Here is a 25741-nt window from a genome sequence, read left to right as displayed (position 1 = left end):
AGCGCCTTCAGGAGGCCGCGGCGCTCGGCTGATAGACTGGTTGTGGGCCTCGTTCGGCGCCTTTGCCGCAGCGCGCGAGGCCGTCATCTCAGCATCTTGCGACGCCGTGCTGCGATGGCGAGCTTCGCAAAAAACTCACCAATGCATACCAATTCTCATTGATCGGCACCCATGAGCCCAGGCACGCAGTCCGATGGACATGATGTGCCACCGAGGCGATGGGCCTGCATCTCGACGAGATTGCCAGGGCCGTCGCCCCCGGCGCGGACGTCGTCCTGCTGCTCGATCAGGCCGGCTGGCACACGACCAAGAAACTCGCAGTGCCCACCAACATCACCCTGTTGCCGCTGTCGGCCCGCTCCCCCGAACTCGACCCCATCGATACCATCTGGCAGTTCATGCGTGACAACTGGCTCGGCAATCGGATCTTCACATCCTGCTCCGACATCCTGGATCACTGCTGCTACGCCTGGAACACCCTCGTCGAACGACCTTGGCGCATCATGTCCATCGGTCTGCGCGACCGGGCCCATTGGTTCTGATCAATGAGAATTGGTATTGGGCGAATTCTATTGGCGCGACGGCCCAACAACCCCGACTTCGGCCCAGACAGCGAGGCGGCGGCTTTAGGCCACGCGGGGACAGAGGGCGGCGGCGGGGCGCGCGTAAGCCCCTCCCCTCACCGGCATCCGAACAGCACGATGACGGCCGAGAAGGCGACAGCGGCGGCCATGACCGCGAGGCAGGTCGCGTCCATCACGGACACGTGGTGGGCGGCCCGGGGGGCGGCTACCCGGCGTTCGGTCGCTGCGGCATGGTGCCCGCCGCTCCCAGCCGCGGCCGGCCCGGACGGGATCCGACGGAGTCGGGCGCCCCGTTGGATTGGGCCGCCTCTCCAGGGCTGACCTCAGACGAAATGCATCGGCAGGGCGAGGCTGACCAACTGCACGTAGGTGCCGACGAGCAGGGCGGCCGCGGGGCCGACGACGCCGGTGAGCAGGACGATGCGGGATGAGAGAGCCATGGTGATCTCCGACGCGTGAGCAGCGCGGCTGCTGTCGTGGGAGGGGATTTACGCGCAAGCCGTCGCGCCTGATGTGTCGTGCGGCACGCGGGCAGCAGGAACAGTTAACGATGGTCCCCGGCGACCGTCGAGGAGGTCGTGCAGGGGTCGGTCAATTCAGTAGCCGCCTCGTGCCGCACGCGTTAGGGTTGTCCACCTGGAGGATCGGATGCCCAAGACACTTCTCGCCTGCGCGCTGTTGACGCTTCTGGCCGGGCCCGCGATGGCGCAGGCCGACCAGACGGGCACTGGCAGCGGACCGATGTCGACGATCACGGCGCCCAATACGAACAGCTTCGGCGTCACCAAGCCGCCGGCGGGGACGGAGGACTACACCGAGGGAGGCAATCCCGACCGGCTCACCCGCACGGAGCGGAGGGAGAACGAGATGATGTCGGGCATCTGCATCGGTTGCGGCGCGAAATAGGTCCGGCGGCCAGCCGCTGCGACATCCGGGCATGTGCGAGCGGAAGCATCGATCTGTTGCGAGATACGCGATCAGGCTCGGCGGCGTCGATGCCCGCGGCGCCGCCCGCTTCGGCCGGTGATCGGATGTCGCGCGATGGCGGCTCTGGCGGACGCGCGGCGCTCGCCCCGCATCGGTTGGCCCGCGAGAGCCGGACGGATCACGCGGTATCGTCGGCCTTGAAATAGGCGTCGAGGTCCCAGGCCATCACCAGGCCCGCGTCGCGTTCGAGGGCGTCCGCGATCCGCCGCGCGGCGGCCTCGCTCAGGTCCTTCGGCGCGATCTGGAGCATGACCTGCCCGTCGACGACGACGTGGACCCCGAACTCGCCGGACACCGGCTCGACCACGACGAAGCGGTTCTCGCCCGGCCGGCTGATCTTCGTTCCGATGGGCATCGCGTCGCTCCCTTCGCTCCACGCTCCACGAGCGACCGAGCCCTGCCAAAGCGCCGCGCCGTCCTCGGATCGACGGCGCTGCGCGCCGCCTACTTCGCCCGGCCGGCCGCGGTGGCGACGTAGAGCGCGACGGCCTCGACCTGTTCCGGAGTCAGGTCCTCGAACGCCGGCATCACGCCGATGCCGCCGGTCACCGCGGCCGCGACGCGGGCGGCGTCCGGCTTGAGCACATCGAGGACGGGCCCGACCTCACCCGTGGTGCCCGCGTCCGCCAGCGTGTGGCAGGCGCCGCATTGCGGCTCGGCGATCTCCGTGAAGACGCGCTTGCCCAGTGCGAGCTGGGCCGGGTCGGCCGTCGCCGTCCCGGCGGCGAGCAGGCTCGCGAGCAGGACGAGCGGCGTCCGGACGATCGCGCGCGGGACGGCCATCGCGGTTTCCCCGAGCGTCACGCGACCTCCAGGGTGATCGCCGGCCCGCGCCAGCCGTTGTAGCTGTAGCCGCCGCCGTTCGGGGGCGTGTTCTCGGGCTGGACGTTGCCGGCCGCGTCGGTCGCCCGGCTGGCCAGCACGTGCGTGCCGGCGGGCAGGTCGATCGGCAGCGCGAAGACGCGCCACGCGTAAGGCCCCAGGTCCGGGCCGACGAAGGGAGCCCGCGTCCAGGTCTTGCCGCCGTCGGCCGAGACCTCGACCTGCGCGATCGCGTGCAGCCCGCCGAACGCCACCCCCGTGACGAGGGTGCGGCCGGCCGGGCCCCCGGTCAGAGGGACGCTGATCCACGAGCGCACCGGCTGCTCCCAGATCGAGGGCTGGCTCGGTGCGGCCTTCTCGCCCACGCCGTGCATGCGGTAGCTCGCGGCCTGGATCTTGGCGTCCGTCTCGGCCTCCGTGAGCGCCACCGTCTTCACGTACTTGATGTTGTTCACGCCGGAATAGCCCGGCACGATCATCCGGAGCGGCCCGCCATGGGCCAGCGGGATCGGCGCGCCGTTCACCTCCCAGGCGAGGATCACCGTGTCGAGGGTGGTGAGCGGCACGGAGCGCTCGACGACGATGTCCTTGGGCTTGAGGCCGGGGGGCAGCACCTCGCCGCCGGTGCCGGTGACGAAGCGCGCCCCCGGCGCCGGCCCGCCGAGCGACTCGACCACGGCCTTGAGCGGCACGCCGGTCCAGATCACGCAGCCCGCGGCGCCCACCGTCCAGGGGGTGCCGGAGATCTTCTGGCCGGGTTGCAGCATGTCCTGCATGTACCGGCGGCCGTTGCCCGAGCATTGCAGGACGGTGGCCACGCTCGTGAGCCCGAGCCGCTTCAGGTCGGCCAGGGTCAGCGTCGCGGGCTTGGCGACGCCCGCGATCTCGACCCGCCACGCGTCCCGGTCGGCGACGATGGCATCGCCGGGCGGGTTGACGTTGTTGCGGATGAACAGGCGGTCGATGGGGGTGATCACGCCGTCGGCCAGTCCGCGCTTGGTCTCGAGCGTCTGGTTGGAGTGCACGGTGAACGCGTCGGCATCCTTCCAGGCGACGTAGCCCGGCAGCTTCGTCCCCGCCTTGGGCGGTTCCGTCCCGGGCTTGTTCGGCTCCGTTCCCGGCTGGCCGGTCTCGAAGGCCGACGCGGGCGATGCCAGGCCGGCGGCGACCGCGGCGGTGCCGGCGGCGAGGAGGTTGCGGCGATGCAGGGTCGTCGGCTCAGGCACGCAGACCATCCTCCCGGTTCCGAATTCTTGAGAAGATTGTTACTGCTGTGCGGGAGATCGATGGTCAAGCGTTCTACGACGTTCTACCCCCGCGGCGCTTCGGCGAGCGCGGACGGGGCGAGCGCGGACGGGGCGTGCGGGCAGGGAGCGCGGACGGGGAGCGCGGTGACGACGCGGGGGCGCCGCGCGCGGGCAGGATCGACGATCATCCGGTCGCGGGCTGCCCAGGCGGCGGCGGGGCGGCGGGCAACCGCCACGGGACGCGGAAATCGACCCGCGCCACCAACCCCGGACCGTCCGGACGGGCGTCGAGCGTGACGGCCCCGCCGATGCGATCGGAGAGCGCCCTGACGATGGCGAGCCCGAGGCCGCTGCCCTCGGGACCGTCCCGGGACGCGACGCGGTAGAAGCGTTCGAACACCTTCTCCCGCGCCCCGGCGGGAATCCCCGGGCCCTCGTCCAGCACCTCGGCGCAGGCACCGGAGCCCGTCCGCCGGACCCGGACGGTGGTCGTCCCGCCGATCCGGTTGTAGCGGATCGCGTTGTCCACGAGGTTCGTGAGGATCTCGCCCACGATGAACGGGTCGCCGACGACCGGCACCGCGCCGTCCGGACGGTCGAGCACGATCTCGGTGGTCCGCGAGAGGGCGTGGGGCACCTGCTCCGTGACGACGCGGGCCGCGAGGTCGTTCAGGTCGGTGATCGCGGCGGAGGCCGGTGCGCTCCCGGAGCCGTCGTCGGCGCGGGCCAGGGCGATCAGTTGCGCCAGGAGCCGCTCGAGGCGCCGCGCCGCGCCGTCGATGTCGTCGATCGCGGCAGCGTGCGCCGGGTCCCCCGGCGCGGTGCGGCGCAGGAGCTCCACGTGCATCCGCAGGACGGCGAGCGGGGTCCGCAACTGATGGGAGGCGTCGGACGTGAAGGTGCGCTCCCCCGCGATCGACTGCTCCAGGCGGTGGAGCAGGGTGTTGAGGGCGAGCACCGGGGCCATCGCCTCGCGGGGCACCCCGGCCACGTCGAGCGGTTGCAGGCTGATCGCGCCCGGCACCGCCCGGCGGCCGATCGCCTCGCTCAGGCGGGTGAGCGGCCTCAGGCCGCTGTCGATGCTGTACCACGACAGCGTCCCGATCAGCCCGAGCAGCCCGAGTTCGGCGACCGCGAGCCCGGCCAGCAGGCGGCGCTCCAGGGTCTGGCGGGCCTCGCGGGTCTCGGCGACCTGGACGAGGACCGGGTCCGGCTTCCCGTAGACCCGCCGCGCCTGGGCGGCGATCCGCACGCTCGCCCCGCGGACGACGCCGTCGCGATGCGCCGTCGCCCCGGGCACCAGGGCGTCGACGACCGCGGCCGGGAGGTCGCGGTAGCCGGTCACCAGCGCGCCGCGGTAGGTGACGCTGTAGTAGATCCGGTCCTGGGCCTGGCTCTCCAGCATCCCGAGGGCGACGCGGGGCAGGTCGACCGACACCTCACCGTCCTCCACGGTCAGCCGCTCGGCGATGGCGAGCACGGAACCGTCGAGCAGGCGGTCGTGGGTCGTCTCGACGACGTCGCGGATGACCAGCGCGCCCGCGAAGCCGAGGAGCAGGGCGAGCGCCAGCACCGGCAGCAGCATGCGGATCAGGAGGCGCCGCCGGAGCGAGGGCATGCGGGGCGTCGTCACATCGGCATCGGTCGTCACATCGGCATCAGGAGGTAGCCGAGACCCCGGATGGTGCGGATCTCGGGGCCGCCCGGCTGCAGCTTCTTGCGCAGGCGCGCGACGTACAGTTCGAGGGCGTTCGGCGCGACCGGCTCGTCGAAGCCGAAGATCTCCGCGCTCAGCCGCTCCTTCGGGACCGGCTTGCCGGCCCGCGTCATCAGGACCGTCAGGACGGCGAGTTCCCGGCGCCGCAGCGCGACCGGTGTCCCGGCCAGCGTGACGGTCCCCGTCGAGCGGTCGAGTTCCAGCGCGCCGCAGCGCAGGTGCGGGTTCGGGACCGCCTGCCCGCGCCGGACGAGGGCCCGCACCCGCGCCTCGAACTCGGCGAGATCGAACGGCTTCAGCAGGTAGTCGTCCGCTCCGAGATCGAGGCCGCGGACCCGGTCGGTGATGGCGTCCCGGGCGGTCAGCACCATCACCGGGACGGTCGAGCCGGCCGCCCGGACGGCCCTCAGCACCTCGAAGCCCGGCAGGCCCGGCAGTCCGAGATCGAGCACGACGAGGCTGTAGGGCTCGCTCGTCGCGAGCCGCACCGCGTCCGCCCCGTCGGATTCGTGATCGACCGCGTACCCGCCCTGCCGCAGGGCGGAGACCAGTCCGCGGGCGAGGGCGGCATCGTCCTCGACGACCAGAACGCGCATGCGCCTCCCGTCACGGATCGGCTTGACCAGATTGGCTTGGCCGGAGCGGCGCGCCGGGTCTAGCATTTCCGCCCCGTACCTGCACATCGGCGATGCGGGCCATCCGGCGCGGACGCGGGAGGGACATTGTTGAGGTCGCGTTTCGCCGTCGGCATCCTCCTGCCCGCACTCCTGCTCCCGGCCTCCGGCCTCGGCCCGGCCACGGCACAGGTCGATCTGCCTCTGGCGCCCCAGGATGCGCCCCAGGCCGCGCCCCAGGACGCGCCTCGGGCCCCGACGAAGGGCGAGGGTCTCGTGGTCGTCCGCGGGACGACCGACGAGGCCGAGGTCGCCAGCCTCGTAGCCGGTTTCCGCGAGGCCCATCCCGGCATCGCGGTGTCCTACACGAAGATGAACTCCTCCCACCTCTACGACGGCTTCGTGGAGGACGCCGCCGCCGGCACCGGGACGGCCGACATCGTCTGGAGCTCGGCCATGGACCTCCAGATCAAGCTGGTGAACGACGGTTACGCCGCCCGCCACGTCTCGGCCGAGACGGCGTCGCTGCCCGCCTGGGCGGTGTGGCGCAACGAGGCCTTCGGCGTGACGGCCGAGCCGATCGCCATCGCCTACAACAGGACGCTGCTGCCGCCTGAGGACGTGCCGGCGAGCCGCGCCGACCTGATCCGGTCCCTGACCGACCATCCGGAAGCCTGGAAGGGCAAGGTCGCCGCCTACGATCCCGAGCGCAGCGGCGTCGGATCGCTGATCCTCGCCCAGGACGCCGAACTCACGCCCCGCACCTGGGACCTCGTCGCGGCCCTCGGGCAGGCCGGCGTGAAGCTCTACACCCGCACGGAGACGATGCTGGACCGGATCGCCGACGGGGAGACCCTGCTCGCCTACGGCGTGTTCGGCGCCTACGCCCTCGAACGGGCCAAGCACGACCCGAGGATCGGCGTCGTGCTGCCGAGCGACACCACGCTCCTCGTCTCGCGGATCGCCTTCATCGCCAAGGATGCCCGCCATCCGGTCGCGGCCCGCCTGTTCCTCGACTACATGCTCTCCCGCGAGGGCCAGGCGCGGCTCGCCGCACAGTCGCTCACGCCGGCCCGCCCGGACGCCCGCCGGGCGGACGATCCGGTCGCGGCCGCCCCGGCGCTGCGCCCGGTCGCCGTCGGGCCGGAGCTGCTGGCCAACCTCGACCAGATCCGGCGCGCCCGCATGCTGCGGCGCTGGCGGCGGGCGATGGAAGGCCGCTGAGCCCCGCGCGCCGCGACAGCTTCGTGACAGGTTCCCGCGCGTATACGGCCGGCAAGCGCCGCACAGTCGGCGCCCCCACGCGGGAGGATCGGATCACGGGCGCGGCCCGGTCGCCGGGGGCGGCCGCCGGCCGAGCCGGACCGAAGCTCCCCTCGTACGGTCGCGACCGCTCCGGCGCCCGAGGGAGGCAGCAATGAGACAGGACAATCCATCACGTTCCAAAGTCGCCACGGTCCTGCGCGTGACCAGCGGCAACTTCCTTGAGATGTTCGACTTCTTCCTGTTCGGCTTCTACGCCACCTATATCTCCAAGACGTTCTTCCCGGTCGGCAACGAGTTCGCCTCGCTGATGCTGACCTTCATGACCTTCGGGGCCGGGTTCCTGATGCGGCCGCTCGGGGCGATCTTCCTCGGCGCCTACGTGGACAGCATCGGCCGCAGGAAGGGGCTGATCGTGACGCTCGGCATCATGGCGGCGGGCACGATCCTGATCGCCTTCGTGCCCGGCTACGGCACGATCGGCCTGCTCGCCCCGTTCCTCGTCCTCGTCGGGCGCCTGCTCCAGGGCTTCTCGGCCGGCGTCGAGCTCGGCGGCGTGTCCGTCTACCTGTCCGAGATGGCCACTCCCGGCAACAAGGGCTTCTACGTGTCCTGGCAGTCCGGCAGCCAGCAGGTCGCGGTCATGTTCGCGGCGGTGATCGGCTTCGCCCTCAACAGCGTCCTGACGCCCGCCGACATGAACGCCTGGGGCTGGCGCATCCCGTTCTTCATCGGCTGCGCGATCGTGCCGTTCCTGTTCTACATCCGGCGCTCGCTGGAGGAGACGGAGGAGTTCCTGAAGCGCAAGCACCGGCCCTCCATGAACGAGGTGTTCGGCTCGCTCGCGCGCAACTGGCAGATCGTGCTGCTCGGCATGCTGCTCGTCGGCATGACCACGATCTCGTTCTACACGATCACCGTCTACACCCCGACCTTCGGCAAGAGCGTCCTCAAGCTGTCCGACACCGACAGCCTGCTGGTCACCTTCTGCACGGCGCTGTCGAACCTGTTCTGGCTGCCGGTGATGGGGGCGCTGTCCGACCGGGTCGGGCGCAAGCCGATCCTGCTGATCTTCTCCGCCCTGACCCTGCTCACGGCCTATCCGGTGCTGGTCTGGCTCGTGGCCAACGCGAGCTTCGGCAACATGCTGATCGCCCTCCTGTGGCTGTCCTTCCTGTACGGCAGCTACAACGGCGCGATGGTGGTGGCGCTGACCGAGGTCGTCCCGGCGAGCGTGCGCACGGCCGGCTTCTCCCTGGCCTACTCGCTGGCGACCGCCCTGCTCGGGGGCTTCACGCCGCTCGTCTCGACGTGGCTGATCGAGACCACGGGCAACCGGGCCGCGCCCGGGCTGTGGATGGCGTTCGGCGGCGCCTGCGGTCTGGTCGCCACGCTCCTGATCTACCGGCGCGCCGCCCAGCCCGCCGCGCTCGGCACCCCCGCCTGACCCCTCGGGCCGGGGCGGCGATCCCCGGCCCTCTTCCGGGAGCCCACCATGGTCATGCACGTGATCCGGCGGCGCGCGGCGATCCTCGGCGGCCTCGCGCTCTCCACCTTCGCGCTCTCCACCTTCGCGCTCTCCGTCCTGGCCGCCGTCTCCGCGGGGGCGGCGGAGCTGCGCGTCGTCAGCTCGGGCGGGTTCGCGGCGGCCTACCGCGCCCTGGCGCCGCGCTTCGAGGGCCGGACCGGCCTCACCCTGGTGTCGTCCTGGGGCCCGTCGATGGGAAGCACGGCGAACGCGGTGCCCCAGCGCCTGGCCCGCCACGAGCCGATCGACGTGGTGATCATGGTCGGCTCCGCCCTCGACGACCTCGTCCGGCAGGGACAGGTCGTGCCGGACTCCCGGCAGGACCTCGCCCGCTCGCTGATCGGCGCCGCCGTGCGGCGGGGGGCCCCGCGCCCGGACATCGGCACCGCGGACGGCCTGCGCAGCGCCCTCCTCGCCGCGAAGTCGGTCGTGTACTCCGACAGCGCGAGCGGCGTGTACATCCAGTCCGAGCTGTTCGCGCGGCTCGGCATCGCCGACCGGATGGCGGGGAAGGCCCGGATGATCCCGGCCGAACCCGTCGGGGAGGTCGTCGCCCGCGGCGAGGCGGATCTCGGCTTCCAGCAGATCAGCGAACTCAAGCCGGTCCCCGGGATCGACCTGCTGGGACCGATCCCCGACGCGGTCCAGCAGGCGACGGTGTTCTCGGCCGGGATCGTGGCGAGCAGCCCGAACCGGTCCGCCGCCCGCGCGCTGATCGACTATCTCGCGTCGGAGGACGCCGCGACGGCCGTGCGCGAGAGCGGCCTGGAGCCGTTGGGCCGCTGATCGAGAGCGGATAGGCTGGGACCGCTCCGTTTCGTAGAACGGAGAGGGGGCGAGGTCCGTCAGGATCGTCAGTCCGGACGGCGCGTGAGTTCGGAAGGAAACGCATGTTCACCCACGTCATGATCGGCAGCAACGACCTTGAGCGGGCGCGCGCCTTCTACGACGCCACCTTCGCCGCGCTGGGCGGCGGGCCCGGCAAGATGGATGCCCGGGGCCGGCTGATCTACGCCCACGCGGGCGGCCGGCTGATGATCACGACGCCGATCGACGGCCGGCCGGCGACCGCGGCCAACGGCGGGACCATCGGCATCGCCGCCGCGAGCCGCGACCACGTCCTCGCGTGGCACGCCGCCGGCACCGCGCACGGCGGCACGGCGATCGAGAGCCCGCCCGCGGAGCGCCCGAACGGGGCCTTCGTCGCCTACCTGCGCGATCCGGACGGCAACAAGCTCACTGCACGGACCCGGCCGACCGCGTGACGCGTCTCGCCGGCCGGACCGCCCCGCGTGCGAACCTCGCGAACCCGTCCCCGGATCAGGGTCGGTCCGGGATCTCCAGGTCGAGCAGCGCCGAACTCAGGCCCTTGCCGTGGGCGTCGAGCGCGAGCGAGCGCGTCACGCCGCCCAGCGCGCCCGTCAGCACGAAGTTCAGCGCGCCGATCTTCGGCAACGCGTAGCGGGTGACCGCGCCGGTCACGATCCCGCGGAAGTGCTCGCTCACCCGCTCCGGCGTCACGTGCGCCTCGAGGTGGGCGTAGTCCGCCATGTCGTAGGCGATCAGCGAGATGTTCGACGTATCGCCCTTGTCCCCGGTGCGGGAGTGAGCGAGCGCGCGCAACTTCATCCCGGTGCTCCCGAGCCTCACGACGTGAGCAGGTGGACGGCCGGACGCGCGCGTTCGGCCGGGACGAGCACCGACTGCACGGCCACGATCTCCCGGGCCGACTTCCAGGCGCCGCCGCCGCCGGCCGGGCCGTTCGTGTACAGCGTCTCGACCTCGTTGCCGATCCGCACGGCCTCGGCCAGGGTCTCGGTGCGCCCGGCGACGCGCAGGCGGACCTCGTAGGGCTCCCGTCCGCCCGCCAGGGCCTCGCCGTGCAGGGCATCGACCCCGATCAGGTCGCAGCGCAGCTCGCTCGTCCGCACGCCGGTCAGCGCGAGCCGCTCGCGCACGATCTCGCGGGCGAGCCGGCCGCGGGCCAGGGCGCCCGGTCCCGCGTAGGAGATCTGCCCCTCGCCGACATAGGAATCGACGTAGCCGACGGAGACCTTGAGGAGGCCCGTCGGCGGTGAGCCGGTCGCGCCGGTGGCGCGGACGCGGTCGGGGCCGACCTCTTCCATCTCCACGTCCGAGAAGTCCCCGATCACGTCCGGTTGCAGGTAGCGGGCCGGGTCATGCACCTCGTAGAGCATCTGCTCCTTGCAGGTGGCGAGGCTGATCCGGCCGCCCGATCCCGCGACCTTGGTGATCTCCACCGTCCCGTCCTCGGCGACGACGCCGATGGGGAATCCGAGGCGGGCGAGGTCGGGCACGTCCTTGTGGCCGGGGTCGGCGAAGTAGCCGCCGGTGATCTGCCCGGCGCACTCGAGCAGGTGTCCGGCGAGCGTGCCGCGGCCCAGGCGCTCCCAGTCGTCCATCCGCCAGCCGAAGGCGTGGATCAGCGGCGCGAGGAACAGCGCCGGATCGCCGACGCGGCCGGTGATCACCACGTCGGCGCCGTCCTTGAGCGCCGCGACGATCGGGGCCGCCCCGAGATAGGCGTTGGCCGCGACGATGCGGTTGCCGAGGCTCGCCACCCGCTCACCGCTCTCCGCGAGCGTGAAATCGCCGGCCCGCACCGCGTCGAGGAGGTCGTCGCCCGTGACCGCCGCGACCGTCAGCCCGGTGAGGCCGAGGTCCCGCGCGAGGGTGCAGGTGCGCTGCGCGGCGGCGACGGGGTTGGCCGCGCCCATGTTGGTGACGATGCGGATGCCCTTCGCGGCGCAGGCCGGGAGCACCGCGCGCAGGCGCGCGTCGAGCAGCGGATCGTAGCCGGCCCCCGGGTCGCGGAGCCGCGCCTGCTGCGCGAGCGCGATCGTGCGCTCCGCGAGGCACTCGAACACGAGGTAGTCGATATCGCCCTTCTCCACGAGCTCGACGGCGGGTTCGATGCGGTCGCCCGAGTAGCCGGCGCCCGCCCCCATGCGGATCGTGCGCATCATTCGCCCTTGAGGCTCGAGCCCTCGGGAAAGAACAGGTCCTCGACGGATCCGGGCGCCTGCTTGACCGTCCCGATCTTCGCCATGAACGCGGCGGTCTCGAACACCTTCTGCGGCTTGAGGGTGTAGGCGTAATCCTTGTCGCTGATGATGGCCAGGATGTCGTCGACGCTGTTCTTCGTGTCCTTGGCGACCTCCAGATAGAGCTGCGCGGCCGCGCGCTTGTCCGCGTTGATGATCGCGATCGCTTCGCTCAGGCCGTCGAAGAAGGCGCGGTAGGCCTTGGGGTTCGCCTCCCGGAACCGCGTCGAGGCGGTGAGGACGACGGCCGTCGCGGGGCCGCCCAGGATCTCGTAGTTGGTCGTGACGAGGTGGGCCTGGGGCAGCTTCATCTCCTGCTCGTAGAAGGGCGAGGAGGTGAAGTGCGCGTTGACGCCGCCGGTGCCGCTCGTCATCGCCAGCACGGCGTCCGGGTGCGACAGGGAGATGGTCAGGGGATCGAGCTTCGTCGCCTCCTTGTCGCCGAAGGCGGCGGCCGCGGCCATCTGGATCATGATCGCCTGGGTCGAGATCTTGATCGAGGGAACGGCGATCTTGTCGCCCGGCCCGAAGTCCCTGATCGACTTCACCGCGGGGTTCCGGCTGACGAGATAGAGGGGGTAGGTCGTCATCGCGGCGACGCCCTTGATGCCGACGTTGCCCCGCGTCCGGTCCCAGAGCGTGATCATCGACGGCGCGCCCTGGGCGGCGAAGTGCATCGTGCCCGACAGGAGCCCGTCGTTCATCGCGCTCGGCCCCGCCACCTTGACCCAGGAGACCTTCAGCCCCTTCAGCCCGGCGGCCTCGGCGTGCCGCTCGGCCAGGCCGCGGCGCTCCATCACCATGAGCGGCAGGAAGCTCACGCCGTATTGCTGGGCGACCGTGATCTCGGACACCTCGGCCCGGGCCGGCGCGGTCACCGCCGTCAGAACCGCGAACGCCCCGATGAGCGCAGCCGCGCGCCTGCTGATCCGCATCGACCCCCCTCCCGCTCGCTCTGACGGCGATGACGATCGGATGTTAGCCGCCGCGGCGAAGGGGGATCAAGCGTGCTCCCTGCGCCGTGCGGAACCGAAGCGTGACGGGACGGCGCCGGTCTGCCGAAGGCGCGGCTTGCGCGGGCGCGACGGGAGAGCCGGGCCCTGTCCCCCTCAGAGCTTCACGCCTTCCAGGTAGCCGCGGTTCCAGGTCGGACTGATGAGGATCTCGTTGACGCACACGGAGGCCGGCAGCCGGGCCACGAACAGGATCGTCTCGGCGAGATCCTCCGCTTGCAGCATGCGCCCCCGGTCCTGCGCCGTGACGGGGACGGGCCGCTTGTCGAGGAGCGGCGTGGCGACCTCGCCGGGGCAGAGGCAGCAGGACCGGACGCCGTCGCCGCACGCCTCCTGGTTCAGGCTCTCCGAGAGTGCCACCAGCCCGTGCTTGGCCGCGGCGTAGGCCGGCCCGGTCAGCGTCGAGACGTAGCGGCCGGCCCACGAGGAGACCTGGACGATCAGGCCGCCGCGCTGGGCCCGCATCGTCGGCAGCACGGCCCGGGACGCGTAGAACGGCCCGTTGAGATCCGCGCCGACCACGGCGTCGATGCCGGCCGGCGTGATCTCGCTCCAGCTCCGCCCGGGCACGTTGAGGCCCGCCGCGTTCACCAGGATGTCGCAGCGGCCGTAGGCTGCGTCGACCGCGTCCCAGGCGCGCTGCACGTCGTCGGCGACGCTCATGTCGGCCGGCGCCACCAGCGCCTGCCCGCCGCCCGCGCGGACGCGCTCCGCGGTGTCCTCCAGGGCCTCCCGTCCGCGCCCCGTGAGCGCCAGCCGCACCCCGGCCCCCGCCAGGGCCAGCGCGGCCGCCTGTCCGATGCCGGACCCGGCCCCCGTCACCCAGGCGACCTGTCCCGCGATGTCGCGCAGCATCTCGGCCTCCCTCTCAAGCGTCCCCGCCGCGCGGCACGGCTCCCGGCGCGCCCCGGGTCCGGCGGCCGGGGGTGGACTACCCCTTGTTCACGAGCGGGCAGCCGCCCTCGCTGAGGGGGCGGAAGGCCTGGTCGGCGGGGATCGTGTCGAGGAGCTTGTACAGGTCCCACGGGCCCTTCGACTCGGACGGCGCCTTCACCTCGAACAGGTACATCGGGTGGATCTTGCGCCCGTCCGCCCGGACGGTGCCCTTGCCGAACAGCGGGTCGTCCGTCGGGTTGGCCTTCATCCAGGCCATCGTCGCCTGCGGGTCGGTCGACTTCGTCGCGGCCACCGCCTTCAGGTAGTGCAGGAGTCCGGAGTACACGCCCGCCTGGTTCATCGTCGGCATGGCGTTGCCGTGCCGCTTGGCGAACCGCTCGGAGAACGCCCGCGTCCCCGGGTTGAGGTCCCAGTAGAACGCCTCGGTGAGCACCAGCCCCTTCGCGGTCTGGAGGCCGAGCGCGTGGACGTCGATGGCGTAGATCAGCAGCGCGGCGAGCTTCTGGCCGCCGTCGGTCAGGCCGAACTCGTGCGCCTGCTTGATCGCGTTGATCGTGTCGCCGCCCGCGTTGGCGAGCCCCACGACCTTGGCCCCCGAGGCCTGCGCCTGGAGCAGGAACGACGAGACGTCGTTGGCGGGGAACGGCACGCGGGCCGCGCCCAGCACCCGGCCGCCGCCCGTGTCGATCACCGCGGTGGCCTGGCTCTGGAGCGAGAGGCCGAAGGCGTAGTCGGCGGTGAGGAAGTACCACGTGTCGCCGCCGCGCTTGAGCATGGTGCCGGCCGTGCCGTGCGCCAGCGCGTAGGTGTCGTAGGTCCACTGGATCGTGTTGGGCGAGCACTGCTTGCCGGTCAGCTCGGTGGTCCCGGCGCCGGAATCGATGAAGATCTTGTTCTTCTCGCGCGTGACCTGGCTCACCGCCAGCGCGACCGAGGAGGTCGGCACGTCGAGGATCGCGTCGACGTTGTCCCGGTCGTACCATTGCCGGGCGATGGCCGCGCCGACGTCGGGCTTGTTCTGGTGGTCGGCGGAGACGATCTCGACCTGCACGTCCTTGTTCGTCTGCGCGAAGTCCTCGACCGCCATCTGGGCCGCGACCACCGAGCCCTTGCCGCCGGTGTCCGAGTAGACGCCGGACATGTCGTTGAGCACGCCGACCTTGACGCGGACCGGCTGGGCCGCGGCCTGCCCGGTCAGGGCGGTCAAGCTGATCGCGGCCAAGCCGATCGTGGCCGAGTTGATCGTGGCCAGGCCGATCGCGGCCGAGAGGATGCAGCACCGGATCGGCGCCATGACGGACGGTCCTCCAAAGCGATGTTCTCGTTGAGGCCAGGAGGGCATGTCCGGCGGCCCAGCGTCAAGCGTTCAACCGTGGGTGGCATCGTCCGGGCGGGCGGGGACCGGCGGCGGCCGCGCCGGACCCTCCGCTCCGGTCCTCGATCTTCCGCCTTCGATCTCTCCCCTTCGATCTCCTGCCCTCGATCTCCGGTCGGCGCGCCCTCGATAGCGACGGCGTCACGCAGCCGGAGAGCGCGCCTTGGCCCGTCAAGTCCTCGTCACCGGCGCGAGCGTCGCCGGCCTCACCGCGGCGTGGTGGCTCGGCCGCTACGGCTTCGACGTCACCGTGGTCGAGCGCGCGGCCGGGTTCCGCGAGGGCGGCCAGAACATCGACGTCCGCGGCGTCGGCCGCGCGGTGCTGCGGCGGATGGGGCTGGAGCGGGCCGCGCTCGATCGCGGCACCGGCGAGGAGGGCACCGCCTGGGTCGATGCGCGGGGCCGGGTCGCCGCCCAGTTCAAGGCCGGCGATCTCGACGGCGACGGCCCGACGGCCGAGATGGAGATCCTGCGCGGCGACCTCGCCCGCCTGCTCTACGCGCCGGCCAGCGCGCACGCGGCCGTCCGGTTCGGCGACGGCGTGGAGCGGATCGAACAGGACGCGGACGCCGCGACCGTCGCGTTCGCCAGCGGCCGCGTCGCGCGCTACGACGCGGTGATCGTCGCCGAGGGTGTCGGGTCCTCCACCCGCGAGCGCGTCTTCCCCGGCGAGAACGCGCCGCGCTGGATGGACCTCACGATCGCCTACTTCACGATCCCCCGGACCGCGCGCGACGACCGGATGTGGCGGTGGCACAACGCGACGCGGGGGCGGAGCGTGTCGCTGCGTCCCGACCGGCACGGGACGACGCGGGCGATGCTGACGCTCCAGCGGCCGCCGGGCGGCGAGGACGGCTGGGATCCGGCCCGCCAGAAGGCGTTCCTGCGCGCGCAGTTCGCCGATGTCGGCTGGGAGGCGCCGCGCGTGCTGGCGGCGATGGCGGACACCGAAGACTTCTACGTCGACGTGCTGCGCCAGGTGCGGATGCGGCGCTGGTCGAACGGGCGGGTGGTCCTGACCGGCGACGCGGCGTGGTGCGTGACCCCGCTCGGCGGCATCGGAACCACGCTGGCGATCACCGGGGCCTGCGTGCTCGCGGGCGAACTGGCGCGCGCCGCCGCCGTCGAGGACGCCTGCGCCGCCTACGAGCGGGCCATGCGCCCCATGGTCGAGCAGGCCCAGGACCTGCCGAAGATCATCCCGCGCCTGATGAACCCGCACAGCCGGCTCGGGATCCGCCTGCTCCACGGCGCGCTGCGCGTGGCGAGCGCCCCCCGCCTCCGGGGCCTCGCCGGACGGCTGTTCGCCCGGCGGTTCCCGGAGCCCGACCTGTCCCGCTACCCCGACGGACGGGCCGGCCCGTCCGCGTGAGCCCGGACGCGTCCGGCGTCGGAGACGCAACGCCGCCCTGCGCGGGCCCCGGTTCCGGTGCCGCGGCGACCGGCGCATAACGCGCCCCGCGCGGTTGCCGGCACGAGAGGGAAGCGCACGAGATGGACGCGTACAGGGCCGAGGACGGCGTGCCGGCGGAGGGGTCGGTCACGCCGGTCGACGGGGCGGCGGCGCCCGTCACCTCGTCCGCGCCGAACCGCGCCGAGACGACGACCTACGGGATCCTCGCCGCCCTGTGCTTCTCCCACCTCCTGAACGACCTCGTCCAGTCCCTCGTCCCCGCGCTCTACCCGCTGCTGAAGGAGACCTTCGCCCTCGATTTCGGGCAGATCGGCCTCATCACGCTCACCTTCCAGCTCACCTCCTCCCTGCTCCAGCCCGTCGTCGGCCACTTCACCGACAAGCGCCCGAGCCCGTTCTCGCTCACGGTCGGCATGACCTGCTCGCTGATCGGCATCGTGCTGCTGGCCAGCGCGTGGTCCTACGGGATCCTGCTCCTCGCCGCCGGCCTCGTCGGCGTCGGCTCCTCGGTGTTCCACCCGGAATCCTCGCGCATGGCCCGGGCGGCCTCCGGCGGGCGCTACGGGCTCGCGCAATCCGTGTTCCAGGTCGGCGGCAACACCGGCCAGGCGCTCGGGCCGCTGCTCGCCGCGTTCATCGTGGTCCCGAACGGGCAGCGCAGCGTGCTCTGGTTCTCGCTCGCGGCGCTCGCCGGCATCGCCGTCCTGACCTGGGTGGGGCGCTGGTACCGGGCGCGCCTCGCGGCGACCGGGCGGCGCGGCGCGAAGGCGGGCGGCGCCGGCCACGCGCTCCCGCGCGGGCGGGTCGTGGCCACGATCGCGATCCTGATCGTGCTGATCTTCTCCAAATTCTTCTACATGGCGAGTTTCAGCTCGTACTACACGTTCTACCTGATCGACCGCTTCGGCGTGTCGGTGGAGACCTCGCAGCTCTGCCTGTTCGTGTTCCTCGGCTCGGTGGCCACCGGCACCCTGGTCGGCGGCCCGGTCGGCGACAGGATCGGGCGCAAGGCGGTGATCTGGGGCTCGATCCTGGGCGTGCTGCCGTTCACGCTCGCCCTGCCCTACGCGAGCTTCCCGCTCACGATCGCGCTGACCGTGCCGATCGGGATGATCCTCGCCTCGGCCATGCCGGCGATCCTCGTCTACGCCCAGGAGTTGCTGCCCGGGCGCGTCGGGCTCGTCGGCGGCCTGTTCTTCGGCCTGTCGTTCGGGATGGGCGGGCTCGGGGCGGCGCTGCTCGGCGAGGTCGCCGACCACACGAGCATCGCCTTCGTCTACCGTCTCTGCGCGTTCCTGCCGACGATCGGCCTGCTCGCGGCCTTCCTGCCGCGCATCCGGCCCGCCGGCTGAGACGGCGCCGGCCCTCGGCTCGGAGGAGGCGGCGCCGCAGGAACAGCCCGCGCGTGCCGCCGGTTGGCTCGACGACGCGGCGGTCGCGCGGCGGGCCGGGATCCCGGCCCGCGATCCACGGCCTTCCACGGCCGCGATGCCGCGCGGGTTCGAGGAGCGTCCATGGCCGAGTCCGTCGCCGACTTCTTCTGGAAGCGCCTCGCTGCGTGGGGGGTGAAGACGATCTTCGGCTACCCCGGCGACGGCATCAACGGCCTGCTCGGCGCCCTCCAGCGCAGCGACCTGCCGTTCGAGTTCATCCAGGTCCGCCACGAGGAGATGGCGGCGTTCATGGCCACCGCCTACGCCAAGTTCACCGGCGAGGTCGGCGTGTGCCTCGCGACCTCCGGCCCCGGCGCGACGCACCTGCTCACCGGCATGTACGACGCCTACTCGGACCACGTGCCGCTGCTCGCCATCGCCGGCCAGCAGGCGCGCAACGTCAACGGCGCGCACTACCAGCAGGAATTCGACCTCACCAGCGTCTACAAGGACGTGTCCGCCTACGTGCAGCAGGCGGCCTCCCCGGCCGCGGTCCGCCACATCGTCGACCGCGCCATGCGGATCGCCAAGGCCGAGCGGAAGGTCGCGGCGATCATCCTGCCGAACGACCTCCAGGACGTCCCCTACGAGGGCCCCGTGCACAAGCACGGCAACACCTTCTCCGGCGTCGGCTACACCGCCCCGAAGGTCGTGCCCTTCGACGCCGACCTCCGCCGCGCCGCCGACGTGCTGAACGCCGGCGAGAAGGTCGCGATCCTGGTGGGCGCGGGCGCGCTCCACGCCACCGACGCGGTGATCGCGGTCGCCGACAAGCTCCAGGCCGGCGTCGCGAAGGCGCTGCTCGGCAAGGCGGCGCTGCCCGACGACCTGCCCTTCGTCACCGGCACGATCGGGCTGCTGGGCTCCAAGCCCTCCTCCGACATGATGGCCGGGTGCGACACCCTGCTGATGATCGGCTCGGGCTTCCCCTGGGCGGAGTTCCTGCCCGAGGAGGGGCAGGCCCGCGGCGTGCAGATCGACATCGCGCCGGAGATGCTGTCGCTGCGCTATCCGATGGAGGTCCCGCTCTGCGGCGAGTCCGCCGAGACGCTCCGCGCCCTGCTGCCGCTCCTGGAGCAGAAGAAGCCCGGCGGCTCCTGGCGCACCGGCATCGAGAAAGGGGTCGCCGCCTGGTGGCAGGAGGCGGAGGCGCGGGCGATGGCCAAGGCCGACCCGGTCAACCCGCAGCGCGTGACCTGGGAGCTGTCGCCGCGCATGCCGGAGCGGGCGATCATCACCTCGGATTCCGGCTCCTGCGCCAACTGGTTCGCCCGCGACCTGAAGATGCGCCGCGGCCAGATGTGCTCGCTCTCGGGTGGCCTCGCCTCGATGGGCGCGGCGGTGCCCTACGCCATCGCGGCCAAGGTCGCCCATCCCGACCGGCCGGTGATCGCCCTGGTCGGCGACGGCGCCATGCAGATGAGCAACATGGCCGAGCTGATCACGGTGGCCAAGTACAGGCACCGCTGGTCGAACAAGACCTGGATCTGCTGCGTGTTCAACAACGAGGACCTGAACCAGGTCACCTGGGAGCAGCGGGTGATGGAGGGCAACCCGAAGTTCGAGGCGAGCCAGACCATCCCGAACGTGCCCTACCACAAGTTCGCCGAGCTGATCGGCCTGAAGGGCATCTACGTCGACGATCCCGAGCGGATGGGCGCGGCCTGGGACGAGGCGCTGGCGAGCCCGGTGCCGGTGGTGCTGGAGGTCAAGACCGACCCCGAGGTGCCGCCGCTGCCGCCGTTCTTCACCTTCGAGCAGGTGCAGAACTTCATGGCGATGCTCGGCAAGGGCGATCCGAAGCAGCGCCGCCTCCTGGTCGACACCGCCCGGCAGGTGCTCAGCTCCGTCCTGCCCGGCGACCGGACTTGAGGGGGGCGCCCGCCCCGATCGTCCGCAACGCGCGGGACCGGGGCGACGGCACCCGCCACCGCAACCTCACCGCCCGCATGGGCGGCGACCCGCGCGCCTCCGTGAGCGCTCCGAATGCAGTCTCACGGCGAGTTCGGTGGTAAATTTCAACCACAGGCGGCGGAATTTAACCTGTCATTAGCGCCACGCGTTAATCATGGCGCTATTGAGAGGACTTGATAAATGCCGCCTCATTTCAGTGCAAAGGCCGCTGACCGGACCCGGATCATCGATCGTGCCGTCATGGAGGCGCTGGCCGTCCGCGAGGCGGTGTTCGACCTCGACGACCCCAACCTGGTCGATCTCGTCGACGCCCTCCTGCGGGGCCTCGGCCAGGCCGCGACCCGGCCCGCCGCGGCCGTGAAGCGGGCCAAGGCCGCCTGAGCCGCGGGACCGCCGCGGCCACGGTTCGTTAACGCCCGGTCGGGATGATGAGCCCATGCCCGGCCCCTCGCACGCACCCGACACGCTCGCCCGTGCCCGGCAGGCGGCCGCGACCCTCCACCGGACCCTGCGCGGCCTGGACGATCCGGCCCTCGTCGCGATCGCGGAGCGGCTGTCGGCCGCTCTCGCCCGCGGGGCAGCCTCCCTTGTAGCGGCCCCGGGCGAGAGCCGTGCCGCCGGCGCCGTCATCGCGTTCCCGCGCTGCGGGTGTGGCTGCCCAGCCCCGTGCTCGTGCCGCCCCTCTCGGGGGGCGGGCGCCGCCGCGTAGGCGGACGGGCCGGTCGCCGCTGCGCCCGCGGCGAGAGGGTCGCCAACGCGCGGCCTTCCGTGCAAGATGGCGGGTGCTGGGGCAGGCGTCGAGATCGCCGCGACGGCGGGGGCGCATCCCGACGGCGGCGGTCACGCTGCGGCCCCGCCCACGGGGATCGTAGGAATGACGGGACTGGTCTCCACGGTGCCGCCGGGCCTGCTGGCGGCCGGGTTCATCGGCACCTGGGACACGGATGTCGCCGCCGGCCGCTCGGTGCTCGATGCCGGGGCCGCCGCCCTGCTCGCGGGCAACGCGGATCTCGCCGGCCAGCCGATCCCGATGGAGGTGGCGCTGGGGCGGACCCACCCGGACGATCGGGGCTGGGTGTTCGAGCGCATCCGCCGCGCCCGCTCCACCGGCGGCCCGTTCTCGGCCGAGTTCCGGATCCTCACCGAGACCGGCGGGATCCGGTGGATCCTCAACCGCGGCAGCCTCACCCCGGACGCGGACGGCCGGATGCGCGGCCGCGGCGCCTACATCGACACGACCGACAGCCATCCCGACCTGTTCATGCCGGCGGCCGGCATCACGGTGCCGGAGGCGGATCCGCTGATCGCGGCCGCCGACCGCAGCCTCGAAGCCCACGCGGCGATCGCGCGGAGCGGCCGCGAGGATCTGCGCGAGCTCTCCGAACTGCTGCTGGCCGGGATCGGCCGCACCCTCGCGCAGCGCTGGCGCGGCTGACGGCGGGCCGTCCGCCGGCCGCGCGCCTCAGGCCGCCGGGGCCGCCTTCACCGTCGCGCGCAGGCGCGCGGCCTCCTCCGGTCCGAGGGCGAGCACGAGCCTGACCGCCTCCTCGACGAAGGCCGACGGCGTGGTGCCGGCCTGCTTGGCCGCGCGCGACACCGCGAGGCCGAGCGCGCCGTCGATCTGCACCGGCGCGGTGCGTCGCGCCGCCTCCGCGCCGGCCGTCACCGGGGGCTTGGTCTGTGCGGGCGCCCTGTCCGGAGAGGCGGCCTGGGCCGGCGCGGCGGCGGCCTGGGCCGGCTGACCGCGCCCCGCGCGCCGCCCCTGCGCGGCGAGCCGGTCGGCGCGCTCGTTGAGCGGGTCGCCGGCGTGGCCGCGCACCCAGGTCCACTTCACGTCGCGCCGGCTCGCGAGTTCGTCGAGCCGCTGCATCAGGTCGACGTTCTTCACCGCCCCCGTGGTGGTGCGCCAGCCCTTGGCCTTCCAGCCGCGCATCCACTCGGTGACGGATTTCACCACGTACTGGCTGTCGCAGCGCATCTCGATCTGCGCGCCCTCGGGGAAGTGCTCCAGCGCCCGGATCGCCGCGGTCAGCTCCATGCGGTTGTTGGTGGTGCCGGGCTCGCCCCCGCAGAGGTCGACCACGCCGTCCGGCCCCGAGATGACGACGCCCCAGCCGCCGGGGCCGGGATTGGGGTCGCAGCCGCCATCGGCGTAGACAACGGTTCGCATCGGATCACCCTTCGGGAACGCGGGGGGTGTGCCCGCGGTCCGGGCCGGCGGCAAGGGCGAAATCGCGGCGGTGCCCGTCGCGGCGGCTGTGCACGGGTTGCGGCGGCGCGGGTTGCGGCGGCGCGGGTTGCGGCGGCGCGGGTTGCGGCGGCGCGCGGAAAGCCGTAGCCGGAGCGTGGTCCCGCGCGCGGGCGGGCGGCCGGGCTCGGCCCGAGGAAGCCGGCGCGGTTCCCTCGCCGCCGCGCGGATCGGACCTACCTTGACGGGACGGGCGCCATCCGCTCGGCGCGCCGTCCCGCCGGGCGCTTCTCCGGGCCCGGCGTGCCTTCGCAGCCACCCGGCAGCCACCCGGCGACGGTGCGGCCTGCACCCGTCCACCCGTCTTCGCCCCGGTCGATGCCGCCAGACTTGCTCCTCGCCACAGCAGCGATCCTGCCCTTCCTCGGGAGCATCGCGGCGATCTGCCTGCCGGGCCACGCGCGCAACGCCGCCGCGGGGCTCGCGGGCCTCGTCACGCTGGCGAGCCTCGCCTGCATCGCGCTGCTCTACCCCGCGGCCTCCGGTGCCGACCCGGTCGTCTGGGCGGTCGACTGGCTGCCGACGCTCGGCGTCCGCCTCGTCCTCCGGCTCGACGGCCTCGCCTGGATCTTCGCGGTCCTGGTCCTCGGGATCGGCGCGCTGGTGGTGCTCTACGCGCGCTATTACATGGCGCAGGAGGATCCGGTCCCGCGTCTGTTCTGCTACTTCCTCGCCTTCGTCGGCGCGATGCTCGGCATCGTGCTGTCCGGAAACCTGATCCAACTGGTGGTGTTCTGGGAACTGACGAGCATCGTCTCGTTCCTGCTGATCGGCTACTGGTCCGACAACGCCTCGGCCCGCGACGGCGCGCGGATGGCGCTGACGATCACCGCGGCCGGCGGCCTCTGCCTGCTGGTGGGCGCGATCCTGCTCGGGCGCATCGCCGGCAGCTACGACCTCGACGTGGTGCTGGCCTCCGGCGCGGCGATCCGGTCCAGCCCGCTCTACCTGCCGGCCCTGGTCCTCGTGCTCGCCGGGGCGCTGACCAAGTCGGCGCAGTTCCCGTTCCACATCTGGCTGCCGCGGGCGATGGCCGCGCCGACGCCGATCAGCGCCTACCTGCACTCGGCCACCATGGTGAAGGCCGGCATCTTCCTGATGCTCCGGCTCTGGCCGGTGCTGTCGGGCACCGAGAGCTGGTACTGGATCGTCGGCACGATCGGCATGGCGACCATGCTGGTCGGCGCGTGGAGCGCGATCTTCCAGCACGACCTGAAGGGCCTGCTCGCCTACTCGACCATCAGCCATCTCGGGCTGATCACCCTGCTCCTCGGGCTCGACTCGCCGCTCGCCGTCGTGGCGGCGATCTTCCACACGGTGAACCACGCGACGTTCAAGGCGTCGCTGTTCATGGCCGCCGGGATCATCGACCACGAGACCGGCACCCGGGACATGCGCCGCCTCAGCGGCCTGTGGCGGGCGATGCCCTACACGGGGACCCTGGCGATGGTCGCCGCCGCGGCGATGGCGGGCGTGCCCCTGCTCAACGGCTTCCTGTCCAAGGAGATGTTCCTGGCCGAGGCCGCCGACAACGCGGGCGAGCACTGGCTCAACCTCGCCCTGCCGGTGCTGGCCACGCTCGCCTCCGCCTTCACGGTGCTCTACTCCCTGCGCTTCATCCGCCAGACCTTCTTCGGGCCCGCGCCCCACGACCTGCCGCACGCGCCCCACGAGCCGGTGCGCTGGATGCGCATCCCGATCGAGCTGCTCGTCCTCGTCTGCGTCGCCATCGGCCTCGTGCCGAATCTCACGATCGGGCCGGCGCTCGCGGGCGCGGCGCGGGCGGTGCTCGGCGCCCGGACGCCCGACTACGACCTCGCGATCTGGCACGGCTTCAACGCGGCGCTCGCCATGAGCGTCGTCGCGCTCGCCGGGGGCGTGGCGCTCTACGTCGCGTTCGGGCGGCGCATCAACGTCAATCCCCGCGGCGGCCCCTGGCTGATGGACCGGCTCGACGGCGGCTGGCTGTTCGAGCGCGGGATGACCAACCTCGTCCTCGCCGCCCGGGCGCTGGAGGCCCGGCTCGGCGCGGAGCGGTTGCAGCCGCAACTGCGGATCCTGTTCCTGGCGGCCCTCACCGCGGCGGCGGCGGCGGGGGTCGCGCGCGGGCTCGACCTCGCCGCCCCGGGGCGGATGACGGCGTTCGACCCGGCCTTCGCCCTGATGTGGCTGGTGGGCGCCGCCTGCGCGGTCGGCGCGGCGGAGCGGGCGAAGTACCACCGCCTGTCGGCGGCGATCCTCGTCGGCGGCGCCGGGCTCGTGAGCAGCCTGACCTTCCTGTGGCTGTCCGCCCCCGACCTCGCGGTGACGCAGATCCTCGTGGAGATCGTCACCACGGTGATGCTGCTGCTCGGCCTGCGCTGGCTGCCCAAGCGCGACCGGGCGATCCCGGCCCCGGCCGCCGAGGCCGCGCGGGCGGCGCGCCGCCGCCTCGCCGATCTCGGCATCGCGCTGCTGGCCGGCCTGGGACTGGCCGGCCTCGCCTACGCGGTGATGACCCGGCCGGCCCCGGACGGGATCGGCCGCTGGTTCGTCGAGGAATCCTATCCGCTGGCGGGCGGGCGCAACGTCGTCAACGTGCTGCTCGTCGATTTCCGGGCCTTCGACACCCTCGGCGAGATCTGCGTGCTCGGGGTGGTCGGGCTCACGGTGTTCGCCCTGCTGCGCCGGTTCCGCCCCGCCCCCGACAGCCTGGAGCGCCCGGCCCAGCAGGTGCGCCACGACGCCTACGACCGCGCCCGCGCCGGCCGCGAGCCGGGCCACACCGCGGCCGACGCGCTGCTCGTGCCGCGGGTGGTGATGACGTGGCTGTTCCCCTTCATCGTGCTGCTCGCCCTGCACCTGTTCCTGCGCGGGCACGACCTGCCCGGCGGCGGCTTCGCGGCGGGCATCGCCCTCACCGTCGCCTTCATGCTCCAGTACATGGCCTGCGGCGCGCAGTGGGTGGAGGCGCGGCTGCGCATCCAGCCGATCGCCTGGATCGGCGTCGGCCTGCTGGTGGCCGCGCTGGCCGGGGCGGGCTCCTGGCTGTTCGGGCGCCCCTACCTCACCGCCTTCTTCGCGTACTGGGAGCCGCCGCTGCTCGGCAAGGTCCCGGTCGCGAGCGCCCTGGTGTTCGATCTCGGCATCATGATCCTGGTGGTCGGCGCGAGCGCCCTGATGCTCGTGGCGCTGGCCCACCAGTCCCTGCGCCGGACCCGCGCGGCAGAGGCCGAGCGGGCCGCCGAGGAGGAGACCGCCTGATGGAGCTCGTTCTGTCGGCCGGGATCGGGGTCTTCGCCGCCGCGGGCGTGTGGCTGATGCTGCGCCCGCGCACCTTCCAGGTCGCGCTCGGGCTGTCGCTGCTGAGCTACGCCGTCAACCTGTTCATCTTCGCCATGGGCCGGCTGACGGTCGGCGCGCCGCCGGTGCTCGGCGCCGCCCCCGACGTCGTCTCGGTCGACGATCCGGTCACCCAGGCGCTGGTGCTCACCGCGCTGGTGATCGGCTTCGCGCTGACCGCCCTGTTCCTCGTCGTCCTGCTCGCCGCCCGCGGCGTCACCGGCTGCGACCACGTCGACGGGCGCGAGCCGCACCACGCCGAGCCGCATCCCGGGAACCCGCACCCGTGAGTTCGATCC

23 protein-coding genes and 1 pseudogene are annotated in these 25741 nt (G+C 72.6%); 13 read left to right on the top strand and 11 right to left on the bottom strand.

The features are described from left to right. Positions 1 to 203 precede the first annotated feature (203 nt). Positions 204 to 542 (top strand): annotated as a pseudogene (locus Q8W71_RS09560) (transposase); the annotation flags it as partial. A gap of 690 nt (positions 543 to 1232) precedes the next feature. Next, positions 1233 to 1490 (top strand): hypothetical protein, encoded by a 258-nt coding sequence (locus Q8W71_RS09555; protein WP_305525121.1) that lies wholly within the window; start codon positions 1233 to 1235, stop codon positions 1488 to 1490. Positions 1491 to 1689: 199 nt separating this feature from the next. Here Q8W71_RS09555 and Q8W71_RS09550 read toward each other — a convergent pair whose 3' ends face one another. From Q8W71_RS09550 to Q8W71_RS09530, 5 genes are all read right to left on the bottom strand, one after another. Further along, entirely contained in the window at positions 1690 to 1926 is a 237-nt protein-coding gene (locus Q8W71_RS09550; protein ID WP_305525120.1) for a hypothetical protein, read from the bottom strand. A gap of 89 nt (positions 1927 to 2015) precedes the next feature. Beyond that, positions 2016 to 2354: a SorU family sulfite dehydrogenase c-type cytochrome subunit gene (gene sorU / locus Q8W71_RS09545; RefSeq protein ID WP_305525119.1), complete on the bottom strand. Its 339-nt coding sequence runs from the start codon at positions 2352 to 2354 to the stop codon at positions 2016 to 2018. 17 nt (positions 2355 to 2371) lie between these two features. Further along, positions 2372 to 3619: a SorT family sulfite dehydrogenase catalytic subunit gene (gene sorT / locus Q8W71_RS09540; RefSeq protein ID WP_305525118.1), complete on the bottom strand. Its 1248-nt coding sequence runs from the start codon at positions 3617 to 3619 to the stop codon at positions 2372 to 2374. 205 nt (positions 3620 to 3824) lie between these two features. Further along, the gene (locus Q8W71_RS09535; RefSeq protein ID WP_305525117.1) at positions 3825 to 5258 is read right to left on the bottom strand and encodes a sensor histidine kinase; all 1434 of its coding nucleotides are present in this window, start codon (positions 5256 to 5258) and stop codon (positions 3825 to 3827) included. Between the two features lie 29 nt (positions 5259 to 5287). Then, positions 5288 to 5953: a response regulator gene (locus Q8W71_RS09530; protein ID WP_305525116.1), complete on the bottom strand. Its 666-nt coding sequence runs from the start codon at positions 5951 to 5953 to the stop codon at positions 5288 to 5290. Between the two features lie 129 nt (positions 5954 to 6082). Here Q8W71_RS09530 and Q8W71_RS09525 point away from each other — a divergent pair, with 129 nt between their 5' ends. The 4 genes from Q8W71_RS09525 to Q8W71_RS09510 all read left to right on the top strand — a co-directional run bounded on the left by Q8W71_RS09525 (position 6083) and on the right by Q8W71_RS09510 (position 10027). After that, positions 6083 to 7195: an ABC transporter substrate-binding protein gene (locus Q8W71_RS09525; protein ID WP_305525115.1), complete on the top strand. Its 1113-nt coding sequence runs from the start codon at positions 6083 to 6085 to the stop codon at positions 7193 to 7195. Positions 7196 to 7388: 193 nt separating this feature from the next. Beyond that, entirely contained in the window at positions 7389 to 8681 is a 1293-nt protein-coding gene (gene tcuC / locus Q8W71_RS09520; RefSeq protein WP_305525114.1) for an MFS transporter, read from the top strand. 54 nt (positions 8682 to 8735) lie between these two features. Further along, the gene (locus Q8W71_RS09515; protein WP_305525199.1) at positions 8736 to 9548 is read left to right on the top strand and encodes a substrate-binding domain-containing protein; all 813 of its coding nucleotides are present in this window, start codon (positions 8736 to 8738) and stop codon (positions 9546 to 9548) included. Between the two features lie 104 nt (positions 9549 to 9652). Further along, positions 9653 to 10027, top strand: coding sequence for a VOC family protein (locus Q8W71_RS09510; protein ID WP_305525113.1), 375 nt, complete (start codon positions 9653 to 9655; stop codon positions 10025 to 10027). 55 nt (positions 10028 to 10082) lie between these two features. On the opposite strand, the gene Q8W71_RS09505 is transcribed toward Q8W71_RS09510, so the two are convergent. The 5 genes from Q8W71_RS09505 to Q8W71_RS09485 all read right to left on the bottom strand — a co-directional run bounded on the left by Q8W71_RS09505 (position 10083) and on the right by Q8W71_RS09485 (position 15031). After that, positions 10083 to 10391: an AtuA-related protein gene (locus Q8W71_RS09505; protein WP_305525112.1), complete on the bottom strand. Its 309-nt coding sequence runs from the start codon at positions 10389 to 10391 to the stop codon at positions 10083 to 10085. A 17-nt stretch (positions 10392 to 10408) separates the two neighbouring features. Further along, the gene (locus Q8W71_RS09500) at positions 10409 to 11746 is read right to left on the bottom strand and encodes an acyclic terpene utilization AtuA family protein (RefSeq protein WP_305525198.1); all 1338 of its coding nucleotides are present in this window, start codon (positions 11744 to 11746) and stop codon (positions 10409 to 10411) included. Beyond that, positions 11746 to 12762 (bottom strand): ABC transporter substrate-binding protein, encoded by a 1017-nt coding sequence (locus tag Q8W71_RS09495; protein WP_305525111.1) that lies wholly within the window; start codon positions 12760 to 12762, stop codon positions 11746 to 11748. The genes Q8W71_RS09500 and Q8W71_RS09495 overlap by 1 nt, the downstream gene beginning before the upstream one ends. A gap of 174 nt (positions 12763 to 12936) precedes the next feature. Beyond that, positions 12937 to 13695 carry an SDR family oxidoreductase gene (locus Q8W71_RS09490; RefSeq protein ID WP_305525110.1) on the bottom strand — a complete coding sequence of 253 codons (759 nt, stop codon included), beginning with the start codon at positions 13693 to 13695 and terminating at the stop codon, positions 12937 to 12939. Positions 13696 to 13771: 76 nt separating this feature from the next. Further along, positions 13772 to 15031: an ABC transporter substrate-binding protein gene (locus Q8W71_RS09485; protein WP_305525109.1), complete on the bottom strand. Its 1260-nt coding sequence runs from the start codon at positions 15029 to 15031 to the stop codon at positions 13772 to 13774. A 244-nt stretch (positions 15032 to 15275) separates the two neighbouring features. On the opposite strand from Q8W71_RS09485, the gene Q8W71_RS09480 reads away from it, so the two are divergent. The 5 genes from Q8W71_RS09480 (at position 15276) to Q8W71_RS09460 (ending at position 21308) form a co-directional block, all read left to right on the top strand. After that, positions 15276 to 16484 carry an FAD-dependent monooxygenase gene (locus tag Q8W71_RS09480; protein ID WP_305525108.1) on the top strand — a complete coding sequence of 403 codons (1209 nt, stop codon included), beginning with the start codon at positions 15276 to 15278 and terminating at the stop codon, positions 16482 to 16484. A gap of 122 nt (positions 16485 to 16606) precedes the next feature. Then, positions 16607 to 17878, top strand: coding sequence for an MFS transporter (locus Q8W71_RS09475; protein WP_305525107.1), 1272 nt, complete (start codon positions 16607 to 16609; stop codon positions 17876 to 17878). Positions 17879 to 18040: 162 nt separating this feature from the next. After that, a complete protein-coding gene (locus Q8W71_RS09470; RefSeq protein WP_305525106.1) occupies positions 18041 to 19831 on the top strand; it encodes a thiamine pyrophosphate-requiring protein in 1791 nt (596 codons plus the stop codon). Positions 19832 to 20113: 282 nt separating this feature from the next. Beyond that, positions 20114 to 20254 carry a hypothetical protein gene (locus tag Q8W71_RS09465; protein ID WP_305525105.1) on the top strand — a complete coding sequence of 47 codons (141 nt, stop codon included), beginning with the start codon at positions 20114 to 20116 and terminating at the stop codon, positions 20252 to 20254. A 493-nt stretch (positions 20255 to 20747) separates the two neighbouring features. Continuing rightward, the gene (locus Q8W71_RS09460) at positions 20748 to 21308 is read left to right on the top strand and encodes a PAS domain-containing protein (protein ID WP_305525104.1); all 561 of its coding nucleotides are present in this window, start codon (positions 20748 to 20750) and stop codon (positions 21306 to 21308) included. 27 nt (positions 21309 to 21335) lie between these two features. On the opposite strand, the gene rnhA is transcribed toward Q8W71_RS09460, so the two are convergent. Continuing rightward, positions 21336 to 22043, bottom strand: a complete 708-nt coding sequence (gene rnhA, locus Q8W71_RS09455) for a ribonuclease HI (protein ID WP_305525103.1) — start codon at positions 22041 to 22043, stop codon at positions 21336 to 21338. Between the two features lie 396 nt (positions 22044 to 22439). On the opposite strand from rnhA, the gene Q8W71_RS09450 reads away from it, so the two are divergent. Both Q8W71_RS09450 and Q8W71_RS09445 read left to right on the top strand, forming a co-directional pair. Then, the gene (locus Q8W71_RS09450; protein WP_305525102.1) at positions 22440 to 25364 is read left to right on the top strand and encodes a monovalent cation/H+ antiporter subunit A; all 2925 of its coding nucleotides are present in this window, start codon (positions 22440 to 22442) and stop codon (positions 25362 to 25364) included. Next, positions 25364 to 25732: a Na+/H+ antiporter subunit C gene (locus tag Q8W71_RS09445; RefSeq protein ID WP_305525101.1), complete on the top strand. Its 369-nt coding sequence runs from the start codon at positions 25364 to 25366 to the stop codon at positions 25730 to 25732. Before Q8W71_RS09450 ends, Q8W71_RS09445 begins: the two co-directional genes overlap by 1 nt. Positions 25733 to 25741 lie beyond the last annotated feature (9 nt).

This window comes from Methylobacterium amylolyticum (genome assembly GCF_030700245.1).
Taxonomy (GTDB): domain Bacteria; phylum Pseudomonadota; class Alphaproteobacteria; order Rhizobiales; family Beijerinckiaceae; genus Methylobacterium.
The sequence above is the reverse complement of the archived record's forward strand: the minus strand, read 5'-3'. Positions and strand labels throughout refer to the sequence as shown.

Coding starts and splice junctions, on each gene's coding strand:
- Q8W71_RS09505 (WP_305525112.1), bottom strand. CDS start 10,391: ATGAAGTTGCGCGCGCTCGCTCACTCCCGCACCGGGGACAAGGGCGAT.
- Q8W71_RS09495 (WP_305525111.1), bottom strand. CDS start 12,762: ATGCGGATCAGCAGGCGCGCGGCTGCGCTCATCGGGGCGTTCGCGGTT.
- Q8W71_RS09445 (WP_305525101.1), top strand. CDS start 25,364: ATGGAGCTCGTTCTGTCGGCCGGGATCGGGGTCTTCGCCGCCGCGGGC.
- Q8W71_RS09510 (WP_305525113.1), top strand. CDS start 9,653: ATGTTCACCCACGTCATGATCGGCAGCAACGACCTTGAGCGGGCGCGC.
- Q8W71_RS09450 (WP_305525102.1), top strand. CDS start 22,440: ATGCCGCCAGACTTGCTCCTCGCCACAGCAGCGATCCTGCCCTTCCTC.
- Q8W71_RS09465 (WP_305525105.1), top strand. CDS start 20,114: ATGGAGGCGCTGGCCGTCCGCGAGGCGGTGTTCGACCTCGACGACCCC.
- Q8W71_RS09515 (WP_305525199.1), top strand. CDS start 8,736: ATGCACGTGATCCGGCGGCGCGCGGCGATCCTCGGCGGCCTCGCGCTC.
- Q8W71_RS09475 (WP_305525107.1), top strand. CDS start 16,607: ATGGACGCGTACAGGGCCGAGGACGGCGTGCCGGCGGAGGGGTCGGTC.
- Q8W71_RS09550 (WP_305525120.1), bottom strand. CDS start 1,926: ATGCCCATCGGAACGAAGATCAGCCGGCCGGGCGAGAACCGCTTCGTC.
- Q8W71_RS09555 (WP_305525121.1), top strand. CDS start 1,233: ATGCCCAAGACACTTCTCGCCTGCGCGCTGTTGACGCTTCTGGCCGGG.
- Q8W71_RS09460 (WP_305525104.1), top strand. CDS start 20,748: ATGACGGGACTGGTCTCCACGGTGCCGCCGGGCCTGCTGGCGGCCGGG.
- Q8W71_RS09535 (WP_305525117.1), bottom strand. CDS start 5,258: ATGCCCTCGCTCCGGCGGCGCCTCCTGATCCGCATGCTGCTGCCGGTG.
- rnhA (WP_305525103.1), bottom strand. CDS start 22,043: ATGCGAACCGTTGTCTACGCCGATGGCGGCTGCGACCCCAATCCCGGC.
- Q8W71_RS09490 (WP_305525110.1), bottom strand. CDS start 13,695: ATGCTGCGCGACATCGCGGGACAGGTCGCCTGGGTGACGGGGGCCGGG.
- Q8W71_RS09470 (WP_305525106.1), top strand. CDS start 18,041: ATGGCCGAGTCCGTCGCCGACTTCTTCTGGAAGCGCCTCGCTGCGTGG.
- sorU (WP_305525119.1), bottom strand. CDS start 2,354: ATGGCCGTCCCGCGCGCGATCGTCCGGACGCCGCTCGTCCTGCTCGCG.
- Q8W71_RS09485 (WP_305525109.1), bottom strand. CDS start 15,031: ATGGCGCCGATCCGGTGCTGCATCCTCTCGGCCGCGATCGGCCTGGCC.
- Q8W71_RS09530 (WP_305525116.1), bottom strand. CDS start 5,953: ATGCGCGTTCTGGTCGTCGAGGACGATGCCGCCCTCGCCCGCGGACTG.
- tcuC (WP_305525114.1), top strand. CDS start 7,389: ATGAGACAGGACAATCCATCACGTTCCAAAGTCGCCACGGTCCTGCGC.
- Q8W71_RS09500 (WP_305525198.1), bottom strand. CDS start 11,746: ATGCGCACGATCCGCATGGGGGCGGGCGCCGGCTACTCGGGCGACCGC.